Consider the following 26,437-nt stretch of genomic DNA (forward strand, 5'->3'; position numbering starts at 1 on the left):
ACCGGCGGCTCCCAGACCGCGCGGTGGCCACGCCGTTGGGTGGTCGCTAGGTTTAGTCGATGGCAGAAGGTGTCGGCCAGCTACCGGTGGCTGCCGGTGTGCTGTTGGCCGCTGGGGCGGGTCGTCGATACGGCAAACCGAAAGTGCTTGTCGACGAATGGCGTAACGCCGCGTTGACGGCACTGCGCGGCGGCGGGTGCGACGCCGTGATCATGGTGCTTGGAGCGGCGCACGTGCAGTTGCCGGACGACGTCATCGCCATCACTGCCTCGGACTGGCAGGCCGGTCTGAGCGCGTCGGTGCGCGCCGGCCTCCGCAAGGCCGACTCGATCGGGGCTGAGTACGCCGTGTTGCACGTGATCGACACCCCGGATGTCGGCGCGCCAGTGGTCTCGCGAGTTCTGCACCGCGCGTTGGCATCTCGCAGCGGCTTGGCTCAGGCGTATTACGGCGACCGGCCCGGGCATCCCGTCGTGCTCGCACGACGGCACTGGCGCGAGGTAATCGAAGGCGTCACAGGTGACCGCGGCGCCGGCCCGTTCCTGCGAGCCCGCGACGACGTTGAGATTGTCGACTGCGCCGACCTCGCCACCGGCATTGACCACGACGAACCCGATACGGGGTCGAACGGCCTCGCTAAAACCTAAGGCTCGATCGGGACGTTTCCCCCGCCGAGACCGCCGGCGCCGCCGGCGCCACCGGCGCCAGGGGTACCAATCACGCCAGAGCCGCCCGGTTCGCCTTTGCCACCAGGAGCCGCAGGGTCGCCGGTCTTGTCACCGCCGTCGCCGCCGGCCCCGCCGTTACCGCCCGGGGCGTCACCGCCGTAAGCCCCGGTACCGCCGGTACCCCCGGTGCCGCCATTGCCACCGGCGATAACGCCGTCACCGCCCCGACCGCCGTTGCCGCCGTTACCGCCGAATTGGAATTCCAGGGCCTTACCACCGTCTCCCCCGTTGCCGCCGACACCGCCATAACTGCCGGTTCCGCCCTTGCCGCCGGTGCCGCCGTCGCCACCGGCCGTGGCCTTGCCGCCAAGGCTGACGTTGCCGCCTAGGCCGCCTTGGCCGCCGGCACCGCCGGCGCCTTGTCCGCCTTTCGCACCCTGCGCCGCCTGGCCGCCCGCGCCCATCCCGCCGGCTCCGCCTACTCCGCCGTCTCCGCCTTCTCCGCCGGTACCGCCGGTGCCGCCCTTGGCCCAGCCGTCTTCTACAGCCACAAAACCATTACCGCCGGCGCCGCCTGTTCCGCCGGTTCCACCGACTCCCCCGGCGCCGCCTACCCCACCGGCACCGTCAGTGCCTGAGGACGCAAGCGCTTTGCCGCCATTGCCGCCGATACCACCGGTTCCGCCGGTTTGGCCCTTTCCGCCGTCGCCGCCAGGTCCTCCGCTGTTGTTGTTTTCTAGCCAGCCCGCTTTACCTGCGTCGCCGTTTTTTCCGCCGCCGCCGACGCCGCCGGTGCCGCCGGCGCCCCCGTTACCGCCGTTACCTGCGTTGGTCCCGCCATTTCCGCCGGCGCCGCCGTTGCCGCCGGTACCGGCAGGTCCGCCGAGCAGCTCGGGGCTGCCGCCAGCGCCACCGGTGCCGCCGTTGCCACCGGTGCCTCCGTTACCGCTCGCGCCCGCGTTGCCGCCCGCACCGCCGATCCCGCCGGTACCTCCGGCTGAGCCGGCGCCACTGCCACCGGTACCACCGACGCCGCCGTTGCCCCCATCGCCGGAAAGCGCTCCGCCGGCACCGCCGGCACCGCCGGCACCGCCGTTGCCGCCTTTACCACTGGTGGAGCCCCCACCGCTGGGCTCATTCGATCCCTTTCCGCCGACGCCGCCGGCGCCGCCGGTGCCCCCATTGCCGACCAAACCGCCGTCACCGCCCTTGCCGCCGGGCCCGCCGTCCCCACCGTCGCCGGTTTGGCTGTTCCAGAACCCTGCTGAACCGTCGCCGCCCGCACCCCCGTTGCCGCCGTTGCCACCGCTGCTAGCAGCCGCGCCGGTCTTGCCGTCGGCACCAGGGGTAGAGCCGGCACCGCCTTTCCCACCCGCGCCGCCCGCGCCGGGGTTCCCACCATTACCGCCGTTTCCACCAGCTCCACCCGGACCGACGTCGGTGGATGCATTCGCACCCTTTGCGCCGTCACCGCCGTTGCCACCAGGACCACCGGTGCCGCCGTCACCCCCGTTGCCGCCAACGCCTTGCTTACCGGCTTGGCCTTTTGGTGCCGCGCCGCCGGCACCCCCGTCGCCGCCATCGCCGCCTTTACCGCCGGTTCCGCCGCCTCCGCCATTTCCGCCGTGGGCGCCGGGGGTAGTGGGGGTCGTGCCGTTGAAGCCGGCCGTGCCGGTGCTGCCGTGGCCACCGGCCCCGCCGGCGCCTCCATTGCCGCCGTTACCACCGTCGGACCCGCCGGACCCGCCGGCTCCGCCAGCGCCACCGGCCCCAGCGGCGAGCGCGCCGAAGGAGATGGTGTAGCCGTCCGTGCCGGCACCGCCGTCACCGCCGTCGCCGCCGTTGCCGACGGCACCGCCGTTGCCGCCGTTTCCACCCTTTCCGCCCTTCTGCGCGAGGGATTCAGAAACTCCGCCGGCGCCCCCTTTGCCACCGTTGCCGCCGCTGGTAGCGGCTGCGCCGTCCTGCCCGGCGGCACCCACGGTAGAACCGTCGCCACCCATCCCGCCTTTGCCGCCAGCACCTGGGTTACCACCGTCGCCGCCGTTGCCGCCGTCTCCACCAGGCAAGTTGACCCCGAGGGCGCCGCCCGCTGCACCATTCCCGCCGTCGCCGCCAGCTGCGCCGGGTCCGCCTTTACCGCCCGCCCCGCCAACGCCTCGGGTGCCGGCCTCGCCGGCCGGCGCGGCGCCCGCGGCACCACCTTCGCCGCCGTTGCCGCCGTTGCCGCCGGCACCGCCGTTCTGGCCATTTGTGCCGTGGTCACCCGGGTTGACACCGTCTTTCCCGTTGGCACCGACGACACCCGCTCCGCCTTCGCCGCCTGCCCCGCCGGTTCCCCCATCGCCGCCATTTCCGCCGAGGGCTCCACCGGACCCGCCGGCACCGCCCTTACCGCCATGCCCACCATCGACACCTGCAATTCCGGTGCCGGGGATCCCGGAGGCTGTGGTGCCTGCCTGACCCGCCCCGCCGTCGCCGCCACGCCCACCGTTGCCGACGGAGCCGCCGTCGCCGCCGTTGCCACCGGCGCCACCGGTCTGTCCTATGGTCAAGCCAGTTCCGCCCGGTCCGGCGTCGCCGCCGTTGCCGCCGTTGCCGCCGTTGCCCCCGCTGGTGGGAGTAGCGCCGGTCGTGCCGTTCCAGCCGTTGCCGAACAGTCCCCCGGCGCCGCCGGAGCCGCCGGTCGCGCGGTCACCGCCGTTGCCGCCGTTCCCACCCTTTCCGGCTGTTCCGCCGTTGACGCTTTGGCCACCTATGCCACCGGTACCGCCGTCGCCGCCCATGCCGCCTTGCCCGCCAGCTCCGCCGGGGCCGAATATCATCCCGCCGGTTCCGCCGACGCCGCCCGTGCCCGCGGCCCCGCCACTGCCGCCGGTGCCGCCGAAGCCGCCGCCGGCTGCCCCGGGGGCGGAGCCGCTGGCGTTCGCGCCATTGCCGGCGAGTCCACCGACTCCGCCGGCGCCACCTAGTCCGCCGGTCCCGCCAACACCAAACAACCCAGCTTTGCCACCGGTTCCGCCGGCTCCGCCAGCCCCGCCGGCGCCACCGTCGCCGCCGCTGCCACCATCACCGCTCGGCAACAAGACGCCGCCGTCGTGGCCGAGACCGCCTTGGCCACCGACGGCGCCATTCCCACCGGCGCCACCCTCACCAAACAGCAGCCCACCGGCGCCGCCGGCGCCGCCCGCACCACCGGCACCACCGACCCCGCCTGTCTCGCCGGTGACGAAGCCAATGCCGCCTTTGCCGCCTGTCCCACCGACGCCCCCGGCACCGCCGGCCCCACCGTTGCCAATGAGTCCGGCACTGCCACCGACACCGCCAATACCGCCCGCGCCCCCGCTGTTAGCGCCGAAGCCGAATTCGCCGCCTGTCCCACCGTTGCCGCCGTTGCCGCCAATGCCGCCGCTGCCGAACACCCAAGCCCTGCCGCCGGCACCCCCATTACCGCCGGCGCCGCCCCGGTTCTCGCCATGCGCAAGCGCGCCGTCGCCACCGTGCCCGCCAGCGCCGCCGTTGCCGAACAACCAACCGCCGGCACCGCCAGCCCCGCCCGTACCACCTGGGTCTCCGGGGAGTATTAGGTACCCCTGGCCCTGTGCACCGTTACCGCCCCGACCGCCGTTGCCGATCAGCCCGGCGTTGCCGCCGTTACCACCGGCCTGACCGGTTGCGAACTCGCCGTCGGCGCCGTTACCGCCATTGCCCCACAACAACCCGCCGTCGCCGCCTCTGCCGCCCGGCGTGGTCGCGTTGGCGCCGTCACCTATCAGCGGGCGCCCCAACAGCGCCAGGGTGGGCGCGTTGATGACGGCGAGCACGTTCTGCTCCAAGCTCTGCAACAGCGTCGAGGCGTTGAACGCCTCTGCGGCCGCGTATGACCTGCTGGCGTCCCAGAGCGCGTGAAGGAACTGTCGGTGGTAGGCAGCCAGCTGCGCGTCAATCGTCTGGTACTCCTGGGCATGCCCGGAAAACAGCAACGCGATCGCGGCCGACACCTCGTCGGCAGCCGCCGCCCCCAACGATGTCGTAAAACTCGCCGCGGATGCGCTGGCGTCCTGAACAGATGAACCGATAATGGCTAGTTGGGTAGCGGCTTGTGCTATTACGTCGGGCGCGGTAGCCAGAAATGACAACGCTGCTCCTATCGGTCGGGCGCAGAGAAGAGCTCAACGCGTCGTCCAAAAGAAACTGACTTTTTCGTAAACGATAATTTGATTGCGTGGCGCAGGTGAGCTTTAAATCAAGCTCATAGGACTATGTGACCGGAATCGCGATGGGCGACGTGTTATGCCCGGTGAGCCGTACCCAGTTCGCCGACGGGCCCTCCCGCGGGACAGTTCCGCGTATTTCAACAATCTCCCCTGGAAAAACTGTCACATAGTTGTCGTCGTACTCGATGGGCAAGATCTCGTCACCGTCCCGCGACGACAAAATCTCGGCACGTTCGAAGAACGCGATGTTCGGCGTGTAATTGCGCAGCCGCACCACCACCGTGTCCTGCCCGTTTATCGACTCGTGTCGCGCCGTGACGTCCAGCGGTACGGGCGGCATCGAGTTCAACGCCGTCATGTCTGCCCAACTCGCCTGCCACGATTCGAATGCCCGGTCGTTGGTCGGATCGCCCACATCATCCGGTTGCTGAGACTGCCAATAGACGTTGTCGGCAACGACTTCGCCCGATGGACGGGTCAATTGACACCGAACGAAGAACACCGGCGAATTTGCCAAGCCCCGAGGTAGCCTCATGGCTTCGACGGCGTCGCCCGCCGAAACGTCGATGCCGTTGACGCGTCCGTCTGCCTTCACATTGCCCTGCAGGTCGTACACACGGACCCGGACAGCGAGATCCTGCTCGTCGACTTGAGTCTGATTGACCACGCTGATGCGCGCCGGGCCGGCATTGTCGGTGGCGTACGAATCGAACACGACCGAAAGCGGCCGCAGCCCTTTCTTGGCCCCGAAATAGGCGCCGCCGGGGCGCAGGTAATAGTCAAAAAGTTGCCCGAAGAAGGACGGCCAGGGGCTGTTCAGCATCCAGTAGATCGTCATCTTGTGAGTGCCCCATCCCCCGGCGGCGAAAGCCTCGAACTGCGCCCGGGCGCCCTCATATTGGGCCAATTGTGCTTTGGCAGCGAACATCTCGGCGCTGTAGGACGGTCCGTAGCGGAGGCCGATCGTGCGCTGCGCGTTGATCAATGCGGCGTTCTTGGGCTGTGACCCGGCATGGAAATACCAGGTGTCGTTGATCGGCCATAACTCGTCGGGCGGGATGAACCGTTTCAGGCTGGCATACGGCGGGATCTGTTCGTTGCTGCCTTGTTCGGCGGATGCGCCCCAGGTAGCGCCGTATCGCCCGCTGAACCAGTAGCTGGGCGGGCGCCAGGTGTAGGGTCCGCCCATGTCGATGCCGTCCCATAGCGCCACGCCGTTGGCATCCCGTGTCAAGAGGGAGACCGTATCGACTGTGGCGTTCTGCCAATGCATCTCGTCAATAATGGCGCGATAGCGAGCGCGGATGTGCGGCGGAGGCAAGCCATCGCTGCCGTTGGCCCAAACGAACGCCGAGGCGTGAGTTCGGAATAGCTGAATCTGTGTGCGCAGACTCGCCATCGCCACACCGTAATCTTCAGTGTCCCACTGCTCCCATTTCTCCCACTGGTTGCAGCACATCCAGCCGGCCATGATCGGAATACCAAGCTCGTCGGCCTTTTCGACGAGCTGCTCACTGGCGAGCTTGCCCTCGAACCGGAGCATGTTCAGGCCAAGGTCCTTGGCGTAGCGGAGGATCGCGTCCTCCCGGTCAGGGTCGTTCCGGTAGAGCAAGTCGGGTGTATAGGCCGCGCCACGCACCGGAAAGTTCTTGCCGTTCACCGTCAAATAGAAGTCGCCGCCGTCTGCGGAGAAGCTGTCGTCGCGGTGCTGGGTAACGGTCCGAATTCCAAACCGTAGTTCCTTGTCGTCGCTGAGTCGGTTCTCGATCCGGAATTCCAATCGAAGGTCGTGCAGCGTCGGCTGCCCCATGGTGTAGGGCCACCAGAGATCCGGATGTTGAAATGTCAACTGTGTGAATTCATCTGGCGTGAAGGTGATCTCCCGATGCTCGCCGGGCTTCAGGGTGACCACCTGGTCGACACTGACCTCGCTCTTGTCAGGACGGGTAATCGTTGCGCGGAGTACCCCGCGGGTGCGTTGCTCGGAGTAGTTGCGCAGATCGGTACGGATCGTCAACCGCGCGCTGTCGGTGCGGGGCAGTGGAAGTTCGGAATTCACCACCGCAGCACCAATTCCGACCGAACCCACCGCCGTCAAGTACACAGGCTTCCAGATGCCGGCGTTGCGGTCGGGAACGAACGAGGTGCCACGCCGGTCCGGATCACCGTCGGCCGGTGGAAAGCCGAGGTAATTCCAGTTGATCCAGTCGTTCCAGCTGTCGGCCAACTCAACGCCGTCCACGTCCTGAAGCGCGCGCTCCGGCGTCACCTTCACCGCCAGGAAGTTCCGCTCTCCCGGCCGGACCAACGGCGTCACGTCGAACTCGTGGGCAACGTACATGCCGACGACCCGCTCGGCACCGGCCACCAACCGCCCGTTCAACCAGATCTCCGCGCGGTAATTGATGCCGGGGAATTCCAACAGGTAGGTCGTTCGGCCCGGCGGGGCGGTGAACTCGTCGCGGTACCACCAATCCTTCTCATACAGTTGCTGCGGTACGCGATCGCGAAGATTCTTACCTACATACGGATCCGGAAAGACGCCGTTTTCGCGGAGTATCTCCAACACGGTGGCCGGCATTCGGCTGACCTTGTACCACCCGGCGGCGTCGTAGTCCGACGACAGGGCGTCGCCGCTCACGGTTAACTCATCCGCCGACGACAGCGTCCAATTCGATGCCAGCTCAAGCCGTTCAGGGGCGACGGAAGGGGCGTGAACGGCGATCGGCGTGCGCGCTGCGGCACATAGGGACAGCGACGCCAGCGCCAACACGATGAAGATCTTGACCGCGACCTTCAGCATGCTTTCGCGCCTCCTTCATCCGATTGTTCGGCTCATCATTGCGCCGACGTTTCGTCGCGGCAACCTACTGCCCGGACTGCCAGGTGGGCACGGCAGCTCTCGGGTACACCTTGGGGGAGTCCGACGGTGCGCACCCCCGACCAGCGCCACGTACAGCGACCAAATGGGCGATTGTTGGAGCTAGTTGCCCACCACGTCCGTCGAGGCACTATTTTCACTGCGTGCGGCGTCGAATGGTACTGAAGCTATCCCTGCTGCTGGGGACAGCTCCGACGCTGACGCCGGCGCCCCGTGCCGCAGCAGAGCAAAGCCGGTGGTCACCTGAGCGAGCCAACCGCTGGTACGAAGCGCAAGCCTGGCCCGTCGGCGCCAACTACATCACCTCGAACGCCGTCAACCAGCTCGAGATGTTTCAGGCCGACACGTTCGACCCGCGACGCATCGATAGCGAACTCGGGTGGGCCGAGGCACACGGGCTCAACGCCGTACGCGTCTTCCTGCACGATCTGCTGTGGGCACAGGATTCCGCTGGATTTCAAGCGCGTCTCGCGCAGTTTGTCGCCATCGCTGCCCGCCATCACATCAAGCCGCTCTTTGTCTTGTTCGACTCCTGTTGGGATCCGTTTCCCAAACTGGGTCGCCAACCGGCGCCGCGACCCGGGATCCACAACTCACGTTGGGTGCAAAGCCCAGGAGCTCAGCACCTCGACGATCTCGACTACCGCCGCACTCTGCGTAACTACGTGACGGGAGTGGTGGGCCAATTCCGCACCGACAATCGCATCTTGGGTTGGGACCTGTGGAATGAGCCCGACAATCCGGCGCGTGAGTACCGCAAGGTCGAGCGGAAAGACAAGCTAGATCGGGTCGCCGATCTGCTTTCCTTGGTGTTCGGGTGGGCGCGATCGGTGGAACCGTCTCAGCCGCTGACGAGCGGGGTGTGGGACGGCGAATGGGGAGATCCCCAGCGCCGCAGCACAATCGCCAATATTCAACTGGAAAGCTCCGACATCATCACGTTCCACTGCTATGACAAGCCGGCGGGATTTGAGGCTCGGATCGAGGAACTATTGCCGCTGGGCCGGCCAATTCTCTGCACCGAGTACCTGGCGCGGACGCGCGGCAACACCGTTGAGGAGATCTTGCCAATTGCCAAGCGCCACAACATAGGAGCGTTCGCCTGGGGCTTGTTCGCCGGGAAGACTCAGACCTACCTGCCGTGGGACTCCTGGGACCATCCGTACACGACGGTTCCGGAACCGTGGTTTCAAGACCTGGTTCGAGGCGATGGACGGCCATACCGGGACTCCGAGATTGAGACGATTGGCAAGTTGAGCAGGCTCTAACCTCGATTTTTCGTCGAGGGTGATTTCGGTCGGACTTGGCGATGGGGTGCGTGGTGTCTGGGGTTTGTGTGGTTTAGGGCGTGTTGGGGTTGTCCCGTGTCGCCGGGTTGGCGGGCTTTCCCAGGGCCGGTGGTCTTTCGTGCTCGGTTGGTCAGCTGGGTTGTCGGTCAACCGAAGGCGGTGCGGATGTGTTGCCATGCGGTGGCGATGGCTGCGGCCCATCGCCAGGTGGCGTCGATGCGTAGTCGGGTTCGGCGGGCGCCGCGGGTGATGCGGGCTGCGACGTGCAGGACTCGGTAGCGGAAGGTAGCGATCTCGGCACGGGTCAGGCCGGGGTGGCCGGTGAATCCGATGAGCTGGCACCAGGTGACCAGATCGGCTGCGGCCAGGACGATTTCCAGCCAGGCGGCGTTGGCGTCGAATGCCTGACACGGCAGGTTGCGCAGGCCGGTGGCTTTGAGTTCGCGGATGCGGTCTTCGACGCGGGCGTGTTGGCGGTGGCGTAGTTCCAGACCTGCCACCTGGCCCGGCGACCACACCGGGCGGTGTGTCGGTGATGAACGCGGTGACCCGCATCCCGTCGGCGTCGGTGAACCGCAACTGCGCACCCGGATGGGGCCTTTCCTTGCGCAGGATCAGCCGGGTCCCCGCCGGGCCACGATGACAGGTTGACCAGGTTGGTGGCCTCGGCGACCCAGGCGCCCTCGCGGATACCACCGTCGGTGTCGATCGTCGGATACCAGCACTGCCCGATGTTGAGAGTGTCCACAGCGTCCTGCACCCGCCAATCCACGGGGTAGCCGAAGGAGAACCCCACGCCCGCGGCGCGGCAGGCGTCGGCGAAGTCGTGGGTGGCCCCGGCGGTGTCGCAGCGCACCAGCACCGCCGGCTTGTCGGGGTCGTCGCGATGATCGGGGTCCGGCCGCCATCGCGCCGGCAGGCCGGCCAGTGCCTGCGCTAGGACACTGACGTGGTCAGCTGCGGTGTTGGAGCCCGCGCCACCGGGGCGCAGTAGGCCGGCCAGCGCTTCCCCGCCGGCGATCTCGGGGCGGTCCACGAAGGCCAGCAGCGGGTGGTGACCGTAGGTCTTTTTCCAGGTCGCCCCTGCCTTCTCCTTGTTATCGGAATGATCGAGGACCAGGGTGGCGTCGATGTCGATGTGCAACCAGCCACCCGGTGCGGGGGCGGCGCCCGCGGCCCAGGCCGCTGCGCGGGCCGCAGCCCGGGCGGCACGCACCCGCGGTAGGTGCGAAGCATCGATGCGCTCATCGATTAGCCGCCACATCGTGGTCGTGGAGGCTTTGGCACCCAGGACATGCTCACGGTCGCCGCACAGTTGTCCGACCGCGTCGATGCAGTCCGCCCCATCGGCGACCGCGGCAGCCAGATCAGCGAACACCTCCCCGGGCGCATACACCCACGGGCCCCGGTAGGTATCTGCCAACGCGGCGGTGACCTGCGCCGATAACCCGCTGCGGTCCGCGAGCTCACGCACCATGGCCATCCCGGCATGCGACACGACACCATAACCGTCGGCGGAAACTTTCACCCGCGACCCGACCGCGATATTCTTCACCTGCGAGGTGCCTTCCCGCTGGAACGACTGAACCCTAGAGAAGTCCAATTATTCCTTGCAGGACAGGCACTTTCGCATATCTACACCCCGAAACTCACAACGTTTCACGAAAAATCCGGGCTAAAGAGCCGCGGTTCATTTGCGAAGCCCACCGGCGGCCACGACGATCTCGCCACTGGCGTAGTACAGGTGGGCCGCTAAGCAGTTGCAGCAGGCACGATCGCATATCCGGCGGAACACCTGGGTCGGACCGGAATGCCGCAAATAGGCGCCGCCACCGTGGCACAGGCACACTGACGCGCATCGAAGGTTGTCAGGGTACGACGTCGACTTGCCGCCCATTGCTGACCTGCCCGTTGGAGTCCGTTGGGCCGGGCGCGCCGGAGTCATGGACTAGGCGGCAACTTGCGACCGACTGGTTGGAGGCCGGCCACCGAGGGGCGTTGGTGTGCACCCGCCGTGGCCACCAGAACCAGCGACCCAGCAGCGTTGCAATGGCCGGAGTCATGAAGGCGCGGACGACAAGGGTGTCGAACAACAAGCCGATCATTATCGTGGTGCCGATTTGGCCGACGACGAGCAGATCGCTGGTCACCATCGAGCCCATCGTGAAGGCGAAAACAAGGCCAGCGGTAGTGACGACCCTGCCGGTGCTCGCCATTGACCTGATCATGCCGGTCTTGAGCCCCGCCCCGATTTCTTCCTGGAGTCGGGCAACCAGCAGCAGGTTGTAGTCCGACCCGACGGCCAACATGACGATGACCGCCATGGCGAGCACGAGCCAGTGCAACGGTATGTGGAGAATGTGCTGCCAGAAGAGAACTGATAGACCGAAGGCTGAGCCCAACGACAGTGTGACCGTGCCGATGATGACGACGGCGGCGACCGCACTTCGCGTGATGGCCAGCATGATCAGGAAGATCAGGCAGAGCGACGCGACAACCGCGATCAGGAGGTCGTACCACGAGCCCTCTTGGATGTCTTTGTAGGTGGAAGCTGTGCCGGATAGGTAGATATTCGCTGCCTCAAGGGGGGTGCCTTTCACCGCCTCGTCGGCGGCCTGCATGATCCGGTCGATGTGTGAAATGCCTTCGGCTGTCGCGGGAATGCCCTGGTGGGTTATGACGAATCGCGCTGATCTGCCGTCCGGGGACAGGAAAAGTTTCAGGCCTCGTTGGAAGTCTGGATTATCGAAAGCTTCGGGCGGCAGGTAGAACGAGTCGTCGTTCTTGGTCGCGTCGAATACTCGTCCCATGGTGGCTGCGTTTCGGGTCATGTCGTCCATTTGCGTGATCAGTCCGGAAAACGTGCTGGTCATCTTTTGGGCAATTCCCTTGACGGTCTTCATCGTTGCGATCAGCGGAGGGAACTGCGCGAGAATTTGCGGCGTGATCGTATCGAGTCGATCCAGGTCGTCAACAAGGTTGCCAACATCCTCGCTGAGCTTGTCGACGCCATCTGTGGCCTCGAACAAAGACCGCGTCGACCAGCAGATTGGAATGTCGAAGCAGTGGCGTTCCCAATAGAAGTAACTGCGGACGGGCCGCCAGAAGTCGTCGAAATCAGCTATGTGGTCCCGTAACTCGTTGGTATTGGCTTGCATCTGCTGGCTGTGACCTTGCATGTCGTGTGTGACGTCAGTGAACTGCCCGGTCAAATCTTCCATGCGCTGGGTGATATCGATCATGTGTTGCAGTTCGTCGGTCATCTGGGTCATGTCGGCGACCAGATCGTTGAGATATCGGATGTTCTTGATTGTCTCGGCGTTTTGCAGGCTGATTTGGAAGGGAATCGAGCTGTGTTCGATCGGAGCACCCAGCGGCCTGGTAATGCTTTGCACGCGAGCGACACCGGGTATGTGGAAGACGCCCCTGGCCACCCGATCCAAGAGCAGCATGTCCGCCGGGTTCCGCAAGTCGTGATCCGCCTCGATCATCAGAACCTCTGGTTCCATGCGGGCTTGCGGAAAGTGACGGTCCGACGCGCGGTAACCGATATTGGACGGTGTGTCGTCGGGTATGTAAAGGCGTTCGTTGTAACTGGTTTGGTACCCGGGCAACGCAAGCAATCCGATCATCGATATCAGGACCGTGCCGACCAGCACCGGACGGGGCCATCGGACCACGACGGTGCCGATCCGCCGCCAACGGCGCGTGGTGACTTTACGTTTGGGATCGAACGCCCCGAACCGGTTGGCGACGACAAACATTGCCGGTGCGAGGGTAAGCGAAGCCACGACCACCATGCCTAACGCGATAGCACATGATGCAGCCATGGTGTTGAAGAAAGGAAGCCTGGTGAAACTCAGGCAGTACATTGCTCCGGCAACGGTCAATCCCGAGCCGAGGACCACGTGCGCGGTTCCGCTGAACATGTTGTAGTAAGCGGCTTCCCGATCCTCACCCGCCGTGCGCGCCTCCTGGTAGCGGCCGATGAGGAAAATGATGTAGTCCGTAGAGGCCGCAATGCTCAGTGCGACAAGGACATTGACGGCGAAGGTTGACAACTCGATAAGGTCGTGAAATGCGAGGGCCGCGATGACACCCTGTAGCGCGAGCAATTCGATCCCTACTGTGACCAGTGCGAACACGACAGTCAGAATTGAGCGATATGCGAGCAGCAGCATGATCGCAATGACCACGATGGTGACGCCGGTAAGCTTTTCCAGGCTGCGCTGGCCGTAAATAACCCGATCTGCGTTGCTCGGTCCAGGACCGGTCACGTATACCTTGATCCCCGGTGGCGCCGGAACGCTTGCCACGATGCGTTGAACTGCGGCAACCGACTCGTTGGCCTGGGAGCTGCCTTGATCACCGGCGAGATTCAGCTGTACATACGCGGCTTTGCCGTCAGCGCTCTGCGAGCCCGCCGCAGTCAGGGTATCGCCCCAGAAGTTCTCGATATGTTCGATATGGGCTTTGTCTTGGGATAGCTCGGTAATCAGAGTGTCGTAGTACCTGTGAGCGTCGTCGCCGAGCTTGTCGTTGCCTTCCAGGACAACCATTGCCGTGGTATCGGAAGTGAATTGCTGGAAGTTTTTCCCGATTCGATTCATGGCGATGAGCGAGGGAGCGTCGCGGGGACTCGACGAGACCGAGTGCGTTCGGGAGACCTCTTGCAACTGTGGCGCAACGATATTCAGGACGACGGTCAGTGCCACCCAGGCCAGAATGACTGGTATGGACAATCGCCGGATTGTTTTGGCGACAGTAGACAGCTGCCGGGCTCGAGGTTCGGTGCTCACGCTGACTTAACTAAGCAACTAGCTTGAGCGTGAGAGGATTTCACCATCCGCTCATCGCGGATCACGCCGTTGACGGTGATGCGACAACCGAGCGCCTCACTCTCACCTTGGGCCACCACGTCGGCGATCACCGCGGGCAACGTAGTCACAATCATGATCGACCACGGAATGATTGCATGGTCCACCCGTTGCGGCTGAGCATCGGCATCCAAGTAGTTGACGTTGGCGACGGCGCCGGTTGGCCCCCAGACTTCCAATAGGACGTGCTTGGGATTGAACGCGACGATCACGTCAGCGTTGCCAGCGCTTGAAACTCGTTGATGTGAGCCGAAGACGCCGTGCAGCCGCCAGACGACGCATCCTCCGACCACCACGACGACCACCATGACGATCGGTATCCAGATGCGTCTGATCATCGAACTACCCTTGGGCTTCATCGATCTCATCGCACCCGTCCCGTCAAACTTGGCGTTGCTGTTGCTCCACGGCGGTGGCCATCAGCATTATCGGCACGGGTCGCCGGCACTGGATTCAGTAGTTGACTACTTAACTGCGGGTCATTTCCCCTGTAAACGGGACACGGGGTCTCCGCTCCTACAACATTAGAGCTGCGTTGCCTCTGTTACGTCCGAGCCGATGCCAATCGCTTCGCGAGATAGGGCGCGGTACGGCTGCGTTTCGCACGTGCCACCGTTTCCGGCGGTCCCGCCGCAACCACCTGACCGCCGTCGCTGCCGGCACCCGGACCCAGGTCGATCACCCAGTCGGCGCCCGCAACCATGCCCATGTCGTGTTCGGCCACGACGACGGTATTGCCCGCGTCGACCAGGCGGTGCAGTTGGCCATCGAGCAGATCCACGTCGGCGGGATGAAGCCCGGTGGTCGGCTCGTCGAGGACGTAGAGGGTGTGTCCCCGCCGGGGGCGCTGCAGTTCGGAGGCGAGCTTGATCCGCTGGGCCTCGCCGCCGGACAGCTCGGTCGCGGGTTGCCCGAGACGCAGATAGCCCAGCCCCACCTCTTGGAGCGTGGTCAGACTCCGCGAGGCGCTGGCGACGTCGGCAAGAAACTCCGATGCCTCGTCGACAGTCATCGCGAGCACGTCGGCGATCGTCTTGTCCCGGTAGCGCACCTCGAGAGTCTCGTCGGAGTAGCGCGCACCCTGACAGGCCGGACAGGTGGCGTATGTGCCCGGCAGAAACAACAATTCAACTGCCACGAACCCCTCCCCCTGGCACGTGGCGCAGCGACCGTCGGCGACGTTGAATGAAAACCGGCCCGCGGTCCAGCTGCGACGACGCGCCTTCGGGGTGGCGGCGAACTCGCGGCGCACGGCGTCGAACAAGCCGGTGTAGGTCGCCAGCGTCGAGCGCGGGGTGCGCCCGATCGGGCGCTGATCCACCGACACCAGCCGGTTGATTGTCTCGATCCCTTCAGCGGTCACACCCGCGCTGGCGTCGTGATCGAGATCGATGATCCCCGCGTCGGTTTCGTCGTCGCCGGACTCGGCCGGCTCCGGCGTGAATCCCGTGCCGAGGTGACTCTTCACGACATCGCCGAGGACCTTGACCACCAGCGTCGACTTGCCTGAACCAGATACTCCGGTGACCGCCGTGTACACGCCCAGCGGCAGGTCCACGTCGAGGTCACGTAGATTGTGAAAGTTGATGCCGCGTAACCGAAGTCGCCCAGACTGCCGACGAGGTTGACGCGCGGGCAGCTCCGCTCGGTCGAACAGGTAGCTGCGAGTGATCGATCCGTCGATGTCGGCGAGACCCGACACCGGCCCGCTATAGAGGACGTTCCCGCCAAGCTCGCCGGCCCCAGGCCCGACGTCGACTATCCAGTCCGCCCGACGCACCACGTCCATGTCGTGCTCGACCACAAATATCGAATTGCCCGCCCGCCGTAGGCGATCGAGCACGTCGAGTAGCGGTTCTGCGTCTGCGGGATGCAGTCCAGCCGACGGCTCGTCGAGCACGTAGAGCACGCCGAACAAGCCGGCTCGCAGTTGAGTGGCCAGCCGCAGCCGCTGCAGTTCCCCGGGCGACACCGTCGGAGTGCGGCGACTGAGCGTGAGATAGCCGAGGCCGAGGTCGATGAGTACCTGCAAGCGTGCGACGAGGTCGGCGGCGATCATGGTGGCCACCTCCGTCAACTCACCGGATTCGGTGGACTCGTATGCCGGAGCGGCGTCGGCACGCGAAGCCGTCGGACGCAAGACTTCAGCGAGGTCGGCCAACGGCAACGCCGCGTACTCGGCGATGGTGCGCCCAGAGAAGGTCACCTTCAGCGCCTCCGGTCGCAGCCCGGAGCCGTCGCACAAGGGGCAGTCGACGCTGTCTACGAATTGCAGCACGCGGCGACGCATCATCGCGCTCTGGGAGTTTGCCAATGTGTGGCGGACGTGGCGCTCGGCGCTGGAGAATGTGCCGTTGTAGTAGTAATCCGCCTGTACCGGGTGCTGACCCGGATCGATTTCGACGGTCGGCTGCTCATCGGTGAACAAGATCCAGTTGCGTTGTCGCTTAGGTAGTTTCCGCCACGGCTTGTCGATGTCGTAGCCGAGCGTGATCAGGATGTCGCGCAGATTCTGCCCCTGCCATGCCCCAGGCCATGCTGCGACGGCGCCTTCGCGGATGGTCAGCGACGGATCTGGCACCAGCGTCTCTTCGGTCACCCGGTGAATCCGGCCGAGCCCGTGACATTCTGGGCAGGCACCGACCGCAGTATTCGGGGAGAAGGCGTCGGAATCCAGTCGTTCCGTGGCGCCCCGTGGGTAGGTGCCGGCGCGGGAGAAGAGCATCCTCAACAGGTTCGACAGGGTGGTGACCGTGCCGACCGTCGACCGCGACGTCGCCGAACCCCGGCGCTGCTGCAATGCGACTGCGGGCGGTAGCCCCGTGATGTCATCTACCTTTGGCGCGCCGGTTGGCAATAGCAGACGACGCGCGTACGGAGCGACCGATTCGAAATAGCGGCGCTGAGCCTCGGCATAGATGGTCCCGAACGCCAGCGACGATTTGCCGGACCCAGAGATTCCGGTGAACGCGACCAGCGCATCACGTGGCGCTACGACGTCGACACCCCGTAGGTTGTGGACCCGCGTCCCGTAAACACGCACACAGGGGTCAATGTCGTCCGCGCCGCGGTAGAACGTTTCTGTCATCGCGCTCGGACGAGTACCCATGCTGAGAGACGAGGAAAACTCTGCGGAGCGTTGTCGCCTGGTTCCTTCCTTCAAGCCGCGTTAGCGACCTCGGTACACGGCTGACCCGTCAGGAGCGACTTCCAGGGCGTAAAAGCCTCAAGCAAGCATCGGGTCGATCGCCGACCGGGGCACGAGCACCTGCACCGCCCCGGCTGAGTCGGGTAGCAGCGCACCCTGGTCAAAGAAGAAAATCACCCCGTCGTTGACCACCGCGAAGTTCTGGTAGTTGGCGGGATCGTAGAGCGCAGTCGGCGAGATCGGCAACGGCGGTGGTGGCGTAGTCGTGGCCGACTGTCCGGCCGGCGCGGGTGGTCCGGCCGGCGGCGGTGCCTGCTGCTTCTGCAGTTCGGCCTGGACGATCGGCGCCACTGTTTTCAGCGGATCCTCGACCTGCCACAACGGCGTGTTTTGTTTATCGTCGCGGGCGGCCGTGAACTTGATCGCCTTGCGATAGGTCTGATCCCAGTTGAACGCCTTGAACGTCGTCTGTGGTTGTGCGTCGGTCCGGTACACCTGGAACACCACAGTCTGCGTCCCACGCGGGGGAATCGCCGAGTTGTATTCGGTCGGCTTGATCTTCAGCTCATAGGGTCTGTCGTGGGGCGCGCCCGACTTGGCTGCGTTGACGAACGCGTCGCGTGTCTGGGAGATAAATTCGGCGACGGGCTTCTGGTCCGGGTAGTTCAACGGCATGCTGATGTCGACGCTGTATCCGGGGTCGGAGATCTGAATCTCACAGGTGCGCCCCGTGTTGCTGCCCTTGAGGTCGGCGCAGTAGTCCTTGGGCGCCGCAACTGCCGCTGGGGCGACAGAAGAGCCGAAGATGGTCGCAGCCACGACGAGTACGGCAACGCTGAACAAACGCATAACTAAATCCCCTCCGAGCAATGCACGGCGGCACGCCGCCGTCGCGAGATTACGTGCAGTGTTCTCGCGAAGCAAAACGATGCGGAGATTTGCCTTTTCACCGTCAGTTTTAGGCGTGGGGGCTACGGTGCACGCCAGATTGCTCTTGTGCGCCGTTGTCGTCGAGTCGGGCGGGTTAGCTAGTGCCCTGCGCAGCTCCAGTAACCGCCTCCACGTGGGCGCTTCCCTTATTGACACCTTTGAGGGGACTTTCGGCTCTACCCGGCCTTGAAGTTGCCGAATTAGTGTGCAGGGTTAACGAAAGGGGCCAAGAATGGCAACCGATAGTCCAAATTCGCGCGACCGTTTTTTCCGACTATGGGCTGCCAGTCTTGTACTAATGCTCGCCATGACGTCACTTGCCCTCGCGTCGCCACGGCCAGCGTCGGCCGATTGCCTGACCGGCCAAGATCACCTCTACATCGGGTTGCTGGCGCAGAGAAACATTGGTCCTCGAGCCGGCTACAACGAATGCGACCTGGCCTTGCACGGGCGGCAGATCGCTAGTGTGGTGCGAACGTCAGCGAATCCCGCGGCAGCTGCCGCAAGCATCGCCCGCGACATCTACTACGGCACAGACTTAACCGTGGATCAGGCTGCATGGCAGGTGGCGGCGGCGATTAGTGCCTACGCCCCGGAGATGATTCCCATAATCAGAAGAACGCCGCTGGAGGAGCCAAACGTGGCCTGACGTCGCAGTTTGCTGCATCCACGAGGGGCAGAACCTACAATATCAATCGAGCCCAAAAAGGAGACCTACGAAAATGATTACGAAAGCGTTGGCCGGCGTCGCTGCTGCCCTAGGAGCGGCTGCTGTCGGGTTAGCGGCACCAGCTATTGCTGACCCCATCCCGTCGGGCTCCACAGCCTGTAGCTGCCCGGCGCCTGCGCCGAAGTCTCCCGCCAGCCTTGACCAGCTAAGCGAGGCAATCGTCACTGATCTCCAGATAATCCAGGACCAACAGCAGCAATAGCTAACCGGCCTGCCGCTGCAAGCTAACGACTTCGCCCACCGCGCCAGCGTGCCGTATCGGCGCGACGTGGTGACGCGTTCGGTATGCAGCACTCGCCTCCGGCATCGAGTCCCCGTCCATACGCCTCCGTCGTGGCGCGACTCTCTCAGGAGTCGTCTGGCCACGCTGCTCAGCGCCGTCGAATTGGAGTTGTTTGGCGCTCCTCGCGGAAGCCTCAATGGTCGTCGGTACTAGGTGAGTTTTGCCGCGTGGCTCAAGGCTTCGCGGGCCAAGATCGCAATAGAAACGTCGATGTTGTGCAGGCACCCTCCGTGCGCGTGTGGGCGGGTCAAAACTAGCCGATCGGACCGATTTTCTTAACCAGTCGCGCTGACTAAATGGCTTCTGCGCGTGCGCGAAACAACGCCCGCGTACGCGAAATGCAGCCCGCCGTCAGCCGACGATCAGACGGCGTGAATCCCGGCCAATTGGCCATTGACACTGCCTCGCTCGAATGTTACGCCAATGTAACAGGAATAAAAACACGGAGTATCGCAGGCGGTCTGACGTCGAGTTTTATCACCACGCCAACCCGAAGATCTAGAGAACGGAAACCACGCTCATGATCACCGGCAACGCTGGCCGAGTGGGATCCGTGGCTATCGCCACAGTGATATTGATGGGCGCGGCAATCCTGCGAGGCAGCAGCGCAGATGCCGACCCGAACCAGGACGACGAGTTTCTAGCATCGCTTGATAGACACGGCATTCCCGCTCTCGAGAATCCGCAAAGCTTAATTCCGGTCGCCCATGAAGTTTGTGGCGAACTTTCGGGCGGCGTGTCGGCAGAGGGGGTCGTCGATGCGATGACCTCTTACGCCTATGACCACAACCCGGCGATGCGCGAATATCCGCGCGACCGCCTCACGCGCACCTTCTCCCGCTTCGTGACAGCGGCCGTGCATGTCTACTGCCCAGCCAACCAGGGCAAGATCGCTTCACTGCAGGTCCACCTTGCACCCCCGACAACTGAGCCAGCCGCCGCGATCACGCGTGGCGCAATCGCTTCCCAGGGCAACTGGCGGAACCGGCCGCCGGGTGCGGATGTGCTCAGCACGCCGATCCGCGAGGAACGTTTCACACCGAATCGCGTGGTGTCGGTAGCGCACTCGATGACCGTTGGCGCATCCGTCGCAAACAATGTGTGGGTGCAGGGCCCAGAAGGCACCCCACGAAGCGGCGTTGCGGCGCCGGTCCCTGGAACGTTCGCCGCAGGTGAGACGGTCGCGCCCAAACCGCCGGAATTTCCGACGCCACCTCCGCCCGTGAACATCCTTCAGCCACCGCGGGCACCCGCCCCGTCGCAGGCGCCCAGGCAAACCCCTCCTCCGCCTAGTCAGGTGCCACCGCCGCCGCCCAGCCAGCTGCCACCGCCGCCGCCTTCGGAGGTGCCGCCCCCGCCCCAAGAGCCGCCGCCCACTCCCAAAGAGCTGCCCCCACCACAACAGGTGGAACCGCCCGCCGCCTCTCCTGAGCCTGGTGGTGCCGCTGGTGGTGGCGGCATAGGTGAGGGCGGCATCGGCAGCGGGGGTGCCGGCAGTGGCGGCACCGGCGGCAGTGGCGGATCCGGTGGCGGTGGCGGATCCGGTGGCGGTAATGAACCCGCCCCGACGCCGCCGCGGTCCTTAGGGCCAGGAATCATCCAAATCGCGCCTTAGCGTCCACGCGAGCTTTGGCAACGCAAGAGCTTGCTCTGAGATGCGCGCTCAAGGAGCCTGCCGGTGCATGCCTGTCCGGCTGCATCAGCAGCTGCACGAATCCTATTCCCGCAAACTCACTTTCGGTGACAATCGTCGAGGACGACGTGCGCGCTCTTGCCGGCCAGCTCCAGCTGTTCGCGTTTGAGCGTTGCCGCCGATAGTTCACGATGCGCCGCTCGGTCGCCGTCGCCGCGTAGAAGCGGTTCGGGCGAGTTGTCAAGTAACACTTGACAAGATGTCAGGCATCGCTTGGTACGTCGTTATTGCATTGGCCGCAAGCCGATGTGGGCCATTTGCCCGCTATCCCTCACTGGCTGACGCGGACACCCGGCGTGAAGACGACCGGCAGCGTGCGGTAGCCCCGCGTGACGGAATTGCCATGGAACTCGGCTGTCACCCCAGCGGGAATAGCGTAGTCGGGCATCCGCGCCAGGACCTGTTCGACGCCCACCCGAAACTCGAGTCGGGCGAGATTGGAGCCTAGACAGCGATGGACGCCGGCTCCGAAGCCGAGGTGACGGTTCGCCTCTCGGTCGAGGATGCACTTGTCCGGCTGGTCGAACTCGCGCGGGTCGCGGTTGGCGGCTGCGTAGTTCACGACGACCGTCTGCCCGGGAGAGAATTTGTGCCCGCTGAGTTCAGTCTCGTCGGTGACTGAACGGTTGAGTCCATGGATCGAACCAGCGAACCGGATGAATTCTTCTATCGCCGTGGGCATCAACTCGGCGTCCCGCACGAGACGATCGCGCTCCGAAGCATGTGAACCCAGGTAGAAGAACGCGAAAGACATTGCACTCGAAGTTGTTTCGAGCCCAGCCTGAACCAGGAGCATGACATTCGCCACAACGTCGTCGAACCTCAGCTTTTCACCTTCGATCTCGGCGTCGAGCAACGCATCGATGAGGTCGTCACGCGGCGGTTCGCCACGACGTCTGTCGATCTCCTCGCGGACCCGTAGGTACAGATTCGTCATCGCGGCGTTCCGGACCTCTTCGCTCTCGCCATTGACCGCGACGTCCGTCGTCTCGAGGTAGAACGGCACGTCCTGGACGGGCATGCCGAGGAGGTACCTGAAGAACACGATCCCAGGCTGCTGCCACGCGACGTCGGCGAGGTCGCCTCGGCCCGACTCGATGAAGTTGTCGATCAATCCATCGGTCACCGCACGCACTTGAGGCTCCAACTGCTTCATCCGACCCGGAGAAAAATATGGGTTGAGAACTTTACGAAGCTGCTGCTGCCGCGGTGGATCGATGGTGATCACGATGTCGCCGAACCACATCAACGAACCATCCATCGTCAACGGCCTACTGGAGAAACTGCGCCAGTTACGCGCGATCTCGTAGCAGTCGTCGTAGCGGGTGGCGACCCACGCGCCCCCAGGCGTAGGGCCTACGAAGGGGCAATCCTGGTGGCTGAACGGTTTGCTCTCCCGCATCACTGCGTAGACCTCGTAGAGAAATTCTTGGTCGTTGAAGTCTTCGTGACGCAAGTTGAGGTTCTCGGCGTGCTCCTCCGGCGACTTGCTCACCATGGTGGTCCCTTCTGCGCCGCGCCATCATCCGTCTGCCGCTACGTCAGCCCTAGAATTTCTCGCACACGCCGAATCTTGCTTTGGCAGCAAAAGTAATTCGTCGGGTACGCGGAAGCAAGGCGCACTCGACAACTACCCAGGTCCAGGACAGTACGCGCGCGAGCCTCCCCTCATTCGAGGAGCGCTCGCTAAGGTATTCATGATGACAACAGGCGCGCGGCGGCGAGTTTGCGACAAGGACGACAAACAACGAGCCCTCCTTGAAGCGGCTGCCCAGGTCTTTGCCGAAGCGGGATACGCGGCGGCGGCGATGAAAGAGATCGCCGGTCGTGCCGACTGTTCGGCCGTTGGCCGTACGAGGCTTTTTCGCAAGCCCGACCATCCCGTCGTCGGACGTCACCATGTGCTGGCGATTCCCTTTAGGTACGGCAGCGTCGACAAGTGGTATCGATCAGCAGCGCCGACATGGGGGCAACACAACGCGAGCATCCTCGGCGATCTACTCGGCCTCGACGCCGCACCCATCGCAGTGCCCACCGACCAAGGAGTCATCGGAACCAGACCAGGCGGATTGGACTAGACAACGTGAAACTTCATGTCGACAGGGAAATGTGCCAGGGCCACAGCCGTTGCTACGCAACGCATCCCGAATTGTTCGACATCGACGACGAAGGGTACGCCTTCGTCACCGTGGAAAATGTTCCCCCAGGATGGGAAGACCGGGCGCACAAGGCGATCGCGAACTGTCCCGAGCGCGCCATACATATCGTCGAGGAGTCGCCGTGAAGACCAAGGGAGCAATTCCAAGAAGGAACTCTCGGCCACGCCGAGAATCCTCGTCAACAATTCGTATCCCGCTCACGCCCCGTTGGTGAGCTCGGCCAGGGTTTGCGACCGCGATGTCACTGCCTTGACGGCTGCAACGGCGCCGTCGTCGACACGAGCAATCCCAGCGATGTGCAGGGCAGCAGGCTTGCCAATGTACTTTTCTGTGCCTGCACCCAGGCCGCCCCGGTAGGGGCCTCGCATCGTGACGTGGAATGGAACATCGGCGCCCGCCGAAAAGAGATCGTTGACAACGACCTCGTGCGGCTCGAGCACCGCTTCATAGGTAGCACCGGTGCGCGCGTCATCGATCTCGTGCACGGGGGCGGCGGCAAGGTCGGACCTCTCCAGCCAACTTCGCACGGTTACTTCAGCATCGTGATCAGCCGGCACCGGCTCCGTCGATGTCCAGGGATCGATGTGCGGTGGGACCAGCGGATGAGGATGACCACTCGTCATTTGGGCTTGCATTGCGAAATAGTCTTGTTCGACGTAGTTCTCCGTCAGCCGCCTGCCGTTCCACTTGTACAAGCCGATGCCACGCCAACAAGCAAGTGCGCGCCCTCCTCCAACCGGCATGCCTGCGTGCTCGCTGAAGTGCATGCACAGTCGATCGCCGTTCAACACGAACTCGTGAACGGAAAGTGCTAAACCTGGTGCTGCCTTGAAGATTCGACGTACAGCCTGAGCGTAGGTGGTTGACCGGACCAGGGACATACCGTTGATGTGTACGACGTAGTCCGGCTCCATGATCTCGTCGTAAAGGTCTTGATCATGCGAATTTGTGTAATCAATGCAGTATTTCCGCATCAGTGCGACGAATGGATGCATGTCACTCCTGCACAAATGACGCGAGTAGCTGTGGCACTCGGAGTGTTTCGGGAACCTGCTCGAATCCAATGGCTCGGTCGATCGCTTCGTGGAGGTAGTAGATGCGCCGTTCCTGGTAACCGAGGCGCAACGACTCGAGGGTGCCTGCGTTGAGCGAACGTTGCTCGCCGGGAAGGACGTCCAGGTCCTCAAACAGCACCTGTGACAGCGCCGCGATCACCTTGTCGCTGAGCTTCCGGTTTTCCTCTTGATCGACGGCCAGGGATGAGCACCAGTGCACGTTGTACACCGACGTCGAGGGACCGGTTGGCCAGTTGGTGATCAGAAAGACAAGTCCGGTGCCCGCGAACACGATGCTCAAATTGGGGAACACGTGATACGAGAATGTTCCGCAATATGGCAGATCGCCGAGGTTGGGGAACACGCACGGGAAAGGCGACAGCGCTTTGCCGTCAATGGTGTCGCGATAGAGGACGAGCATCCGCGAATGACCGTTCGGCAGCAGCTGTATGCCCGTCCCTGACTGTTGAAGCGTCCGTGCCGCCGAAGTCCGGTGCACGTAATTGACGTGGTAGCTCTCTAGGTTGGCGTCCACGGGAAGCTTCCAGTTGACGCCAACCTCCCGCACCGTGCGGTCCACCAGGTGCAGACGGCCGTCAAGTTCTGCGAAGTCGCTGAGATCCTCACCGACCGAACCGAGGAAGGCGGCCAATGGCCGCGCTTTCACGTCAAGGTTGATGAATATCAGCGGCCCCCATGACTCGCAACGTATTTCGGCCAGGCCGTGGCTCTCACGGTCGAGGTCAGAAAAGTTCATCGCTTCCGGGTAGCCGACAAGCTTTCCGTCCAGCGAGTACGTCCATGCGTGGAATGGACACGTCAGGCGGCGGCCAACATTACCCTGCGGCTCTTCGACGAGCGCAGCCCCCCGATGTCGACAAGTGTTGCAGAAAGCGCGAACAGCGTTATCCGCGCCGCGAATCAGCATTATCGGCTTGTCGAGCTGGTCGAGCAGGACGTAGTCGCCTATGTTGCGAAGCTGGTCGGCATGGGCGACGAACAACCACGAGCGGGAGAAGACCCTGTCAGCCTCAAGTTTGGCGAAGGCGGGATCGAAATACCGCCCGCCGGGAACCGGCGGGAGTGCCGGGAACTGCGGCGGGTAGGTCCGTCTTTCTGCCTCGGCTCGAGCGCACTCCTTCACGTCGTCCATCAGTTGGGTACTGATACCCATGCGTCTTGCCTCGTTTCGCTTCCGTGCCGCGCCTGCACCACAGTTTTATGAATAACCATTCATTTTACAAGCGTCTTGTCGCATCTCAGTCAGAATGGGTGGATGCCAAAAGACCAGAAGGCCCTAGCGCCTCGCCCACGTGGGCGGCCGCCGAAGTCCGACGGCCGGGCAACTGCTCAGCGGTTGCTCGAGGCCGCGACGTCGGTGTGCGTTGAACGGGGATTCGATGGCACCACACTGCCGCTGATCGCCGAGCGGGCACGCGTGTCACCTTCGGCTGTGTACAACCACTTTCACAGCCGAGAGGAGTTGCTGTACGCCGCCGCGGTACGCGCCTTGGACCAGATCACCACCGTCGCGTTGCGGACCGGTCGTGGGGAACGTCCACTCCAAGCCATCGCGATGGCCTATCTGCGGCCCGAGATGAGACAGAACCGACGGCTCATCGCCGAGTTGCATCTCGCCAGCAGACGCGACGCGCGTCTAGCGGCGCTGATTGCGCAGTGGCACCAAGAGTATGCCGGCCAGTTCGTCGGGATGCTCTCCGGCACTGACCCAAACCCCAAAGCCACCACAAAAGTCGTTTTCCTGTTGCTCTTGGGACTTTGTCATTTCGACGACGTGCCGTCGATCCGGACACCACGCGACGCGGTGGCCGAGCGCGTCGAGCGCCTCATCGATGCACTTGTTCCGGGCTTGTCGGACGATGAGTAACGCGCCCCCGTCGGGTAAGGAACAGCGCACGTTTGCAACCGGCCGACAGCGCTTAGCGCGACGCCCGAGAACGTTCAATTAGCTTCGCGGATCAGACCTTCCAAGTAGGCGAGGGCTTCGGCACCGTCGTCGGCGATGAACACCAGATCGTTGATGGGCACCGGAAGGAAACGTTCCTCGTCCATTCGCTGCAGCTGAATCGTCAAGCCGTCGTAAAACCCGGCCGTGTTCAGCAGTACGACCGGCTTGTCGTGCAGCTTGTGCTTCCTCTGCTCCAGGACGTCCGTCGCCTCGTCGAGCGTGCCGAGGCCGCCTGCCATCACGACGATCGCGTCCGCGCGCTCGAGCAGCAACGCTTTGCGCTCGGCGAGGTCCTTTGCGAACACCATCTCGTCGGCGTCCTTCCTCGCGAACTCCCGCAGCAACTCGACCGAGATGCCGACGAGCCGCCCGCCGGTCTCCCGAACGCCGTCGGCGACGACCTTCATCAGACCAGTGTCGGATCCACCCCACACCAAACCGTGTCCGCCACTGCCGATGAGCTCGGCGAATTCTCGGGCGGGCCGCGTGTAGCGCTCGGCGAGGTCGGCGGCGGACAGGAAGACGCAGATGTTCATCC

Annotated in this window: 17 protein-coding genes and 1 pseudogene; 7 read left to right on the forward strand and 11 right to left on the reverse strand. The window is 64.1% G+C overall.

The annotated features are described in order from the left end of the window. Window positions 1-59: 59 nt before the first annotated feature. A complete protein-coding gene (locus tag G6N68_RS17780) occupies window positions 60-647 on the forward strand; it encodes a nucleotidyltransferase family protein (RefSeq protein WP_163714957.1) in 588 nt (195 codons plus the stop codon). Here the strand turns inward: G6N68_RS17780 and G6N68_RS31530 are convergent. Together G6N68_RS31530 and G6N68_RS17790 are read right to left on the reverse strand one after the other, a co-directional pair. After that, window positions 644-4,807 carry a PE family protein gene (locus G6N68_RS31530; RefSeq protein ID WP_163714959.1) on the reverse strand — a complete coding sequence of 1,388 codons (4,164 nt, stop codon included), beginning with the start codon at window positions 4,805-4,807 and terminating at the stop codon, window positions 644-646. The two genes, G6N68_RS17780 and G6N68_RS31530, sit on opposite strands and share 4 nt — an antisense overlap. Window positions 4,808-4,928: 121 nt before the next feature. Further along, complete coding sequence (locus G6N68_RS17790; RefSeq protein ID WP_163714963.1) at window positions 4,929-7,688, reverse strand: glycoside hydrolase family 2 protein; 2,760 nt, start codon at window positions 7,686-7,688, stop codon at window positions 4,929-4,931. A gap of 221 nt (window positions 7,689-7,909) precedes the next feature. On the opposite strand from G6N68_RS17790, the gene G6N68_RS17795 reads away from it, so the two are divergent. Next, complete coding sequence (locus tag G6N68_RS17795; RefSeq protein ID WP_205351367.1) at window positions 7,910-9,034, forward strand: glycoside hydrolase 5 family protein; 1,125 nt, start codon at window positions 7,910-7,912, stop codon at window positions 9,032-9,034. Window positions 9,035-9,201: 167 nt separating this feature from the next. Here the strand turns inward: G6N68_RS17795 and G6N68_RS17800 are convergent. The 5 genes and pseudogenes from G6N68_RS17800 to G6N68_RS17820 form a co-directional block, all read right to left on the reverse strand. After that, window positions 9,202-10,610: pseudogene (locus G6N68_RS17800) on the reverse strand (IS1380 family transposase). A 313-nt stretch (window positions 10,611-10,923) separates the two neighbouring features. Then, a complete protein-coding gene (locus tag G6N68_RS17805; protein ID WP_205351368.1) occupies window positions 10,924-13,854 on the reverse strand; it encodes an MMPL/RND family transporter in 2,931 nt (976 codons plus the stop codon). After that, window positions 13,851-14,270, reverse strand: a complete 420-nt coding sequence (locus tag G6N68_RS17810) for an MmpS family transport accessory protein (protein WP_240355519.1) — start codon at window positions 14,268-14,270, stop codon at window positions 13,851-13,853. The genes G6N68_RS17805 and G6N68_RS17810 overlap by 4 nt, the downstream gene beginning before the upstream one ends. A 206-nt stretch (window positions 14,271-14,476) precedes the next feature. Next, window positions 14,477-17,020 carry an excinuclease ABC subunit UvrA gene (locus G6N68_RS17815; protein ID WP_163718762.1) on the reverse strand — a complete coding sequence of 848 codons (2,544 nt, stop codon included), beginning with the start codon at window positions 17,018-17,020 and terminating at the stop codon, window positions 14,477-14,479. A 138-nt stretch (window positions 17,021-17,158) separates the two neighbouring features. Next, window positions 17,159-17,929 (reverse strand): esterase, encoded by a 771-nt coding sequence (locus G6N68_RS17820; RefSeq protein ID WP_163714973.1) that lies wholly within the window; start codon window positions 17,927-17,929, stop codon window positions 17,159-17,161. A gap of 313 nt (window positions 17,930-18,242) precedes the next feature. Between G6N68_RS17820 and G6N68_RS17825 the strand changes: the two genes are divergently transcribed. Together G6N68_RS17825 and G6N68_RS17830 are read left to right on the forward strand one after the other, a co-directional pair. Continuing rightward, the gene (locus G6N68_RS17825) at window positions 18,243-18,659 is read left to right on the forward strand and encodes a DUF732 domain-containing protein (RefSeq protein ID WP_163714975.1); all 417 of its coding nucleotides are present in this window, start codon (window positions 18,243-18,245) and stop codon (window positions 18,657-18,659) included. 941 nt (window positions 18,660-19,600) lie between these two features. Further along, on the forward strand, window positions 19,601-20,638 hold the full coding sequence (locus G6N68_RS17830) for a DUF732 domain-containing protein (RefSeq protein ID WP_240355520.1): 1,038 nt from the start codon (window positions 19,601-19,603) through the stop codon (window positions 20,636-20,638). A gap of 349 nt (window positions 20,639-20,987) precedes the next feature. Here G6N68_RS17830 and G6N68_RS17835 read toward each other — a convergent pair whose 3' ends face one another. Then, window positions 20,988-22,214 carry a cytochrome P450 gene (locus G6N68_RS17835; protein ID WP_205351369.1) on the reverse strand — a complete coding sequence of 409 codons (1,227 nt, stop codon included), beginning with the start codon at window positions 22,212-22,214 and terminating at the stop codon, window positions 20,988-20,990. 202 nt (window positions 22,215-22,416) lie between these two features. Between G6N68_RS17835 and G6N68_RS30900 the strand changes: the two genes are divergently transcribed. Beyond that, window positions 22,417-22,794 carry a TetR family transcriptional regulator gene (locus G6N68_RS30900; RefSeq protein WP_240355521.1) on the forward strand — a complete coding sequence of 126 codons (378 nt, stop codon included), beginning with the start codon at window positions 22,417-22,419 and terminating at the stop codon, window positions 22,792-22,794. 5 nt (window positions 22,795-22,799) lie between these two features. After that, window positions 22,800-23,000 (forward strand): ferredoxin, encoded by a 201-nt coding sequence (locus G6N68_RS17850; protein ID WP_163714983.1) that lies wholly within the window; start codon window positions 22,800-22,802, stop codon window positions 22,998-23,000. A gap of 72 nt (window positions 23,001-23,072) precedes the next feature. Here the strand turns inward: G6N68_RS17850 and G6N68_RS17855 are convergent, their stop codons facing one another. Together G6N68_RS17855 and G6N68_RS17860 are read right to left on the reverse strand one after the other, a co-directional pair. Beyond that, window positions 23,073-23,870: a nuclear transport factor 2 family protein gene (locus G6N68_RS17855; protein WP_163714987.1), complete on the reverse strand. Its 798-nt coding sequence runs from the start codon at window positions 23,868-23,870 to the stop codon at window positions 23,073-23,075. 1 nt (window position 23,871) lies between these two features. Further along, window positions 23,872-25,104: an aromatic ring-hydroxylating oxygenase subunit alpha gene (locus G6N68_RS17860; RefSeq protein ID WP_163714990.1), complete on the reverse strand. Its 1,233-nt coding sequence runs from the start codon at window positions 25,102-25,104 to the stop codon at window positions 23,872-23,874. A gap of 102 nt (window positions 25,105-25,206) precedes the next feature. Between G6N68_RS17860 and G6N68_RS17865 the strand changes: the two genes are divergently transcribed. Continuing rightward, window positions 25,207-25,818, forward strand: a complete 612-nt coding sequence (locus tag G6N68_RS17865; RefSeq protein ID WP_163714992.1) for a TetR/AcrR family transcriptional regulator — start codon at window positions 25,207-25,209, stop codon at window positions 25,816-25,818. Between the two features lie 74 nt (window positions 25,819-25,892). Here the strand turns inward: G6N68_RS17865 and G6N68_RS17870 are convergent, their stop codons facing one another. After that, window positions 25,893-26,435, reverse strand: coding sequence for an LOG family protein (locus G6N68_RS17870; RefSeq protein ID WP_163718764.1), 543 nt, complete (start codon window positions 26,433-26,435; stop codon window positions 25,893-25,895). Window positions 26,436-26,437: the final 2 nt, after the last annotated feature.

Source organism: Mycobacterium bourgelatii, assembly GCF_010723575.1.
In the GTDB taxonomy this organism is placed as follows: Bacteria; Actinomycetota; Actinomycetes; order Mycobacteriales; family Mycobacteriaceae; genus Mycobacterium; species Mycobacterium bourgelatii.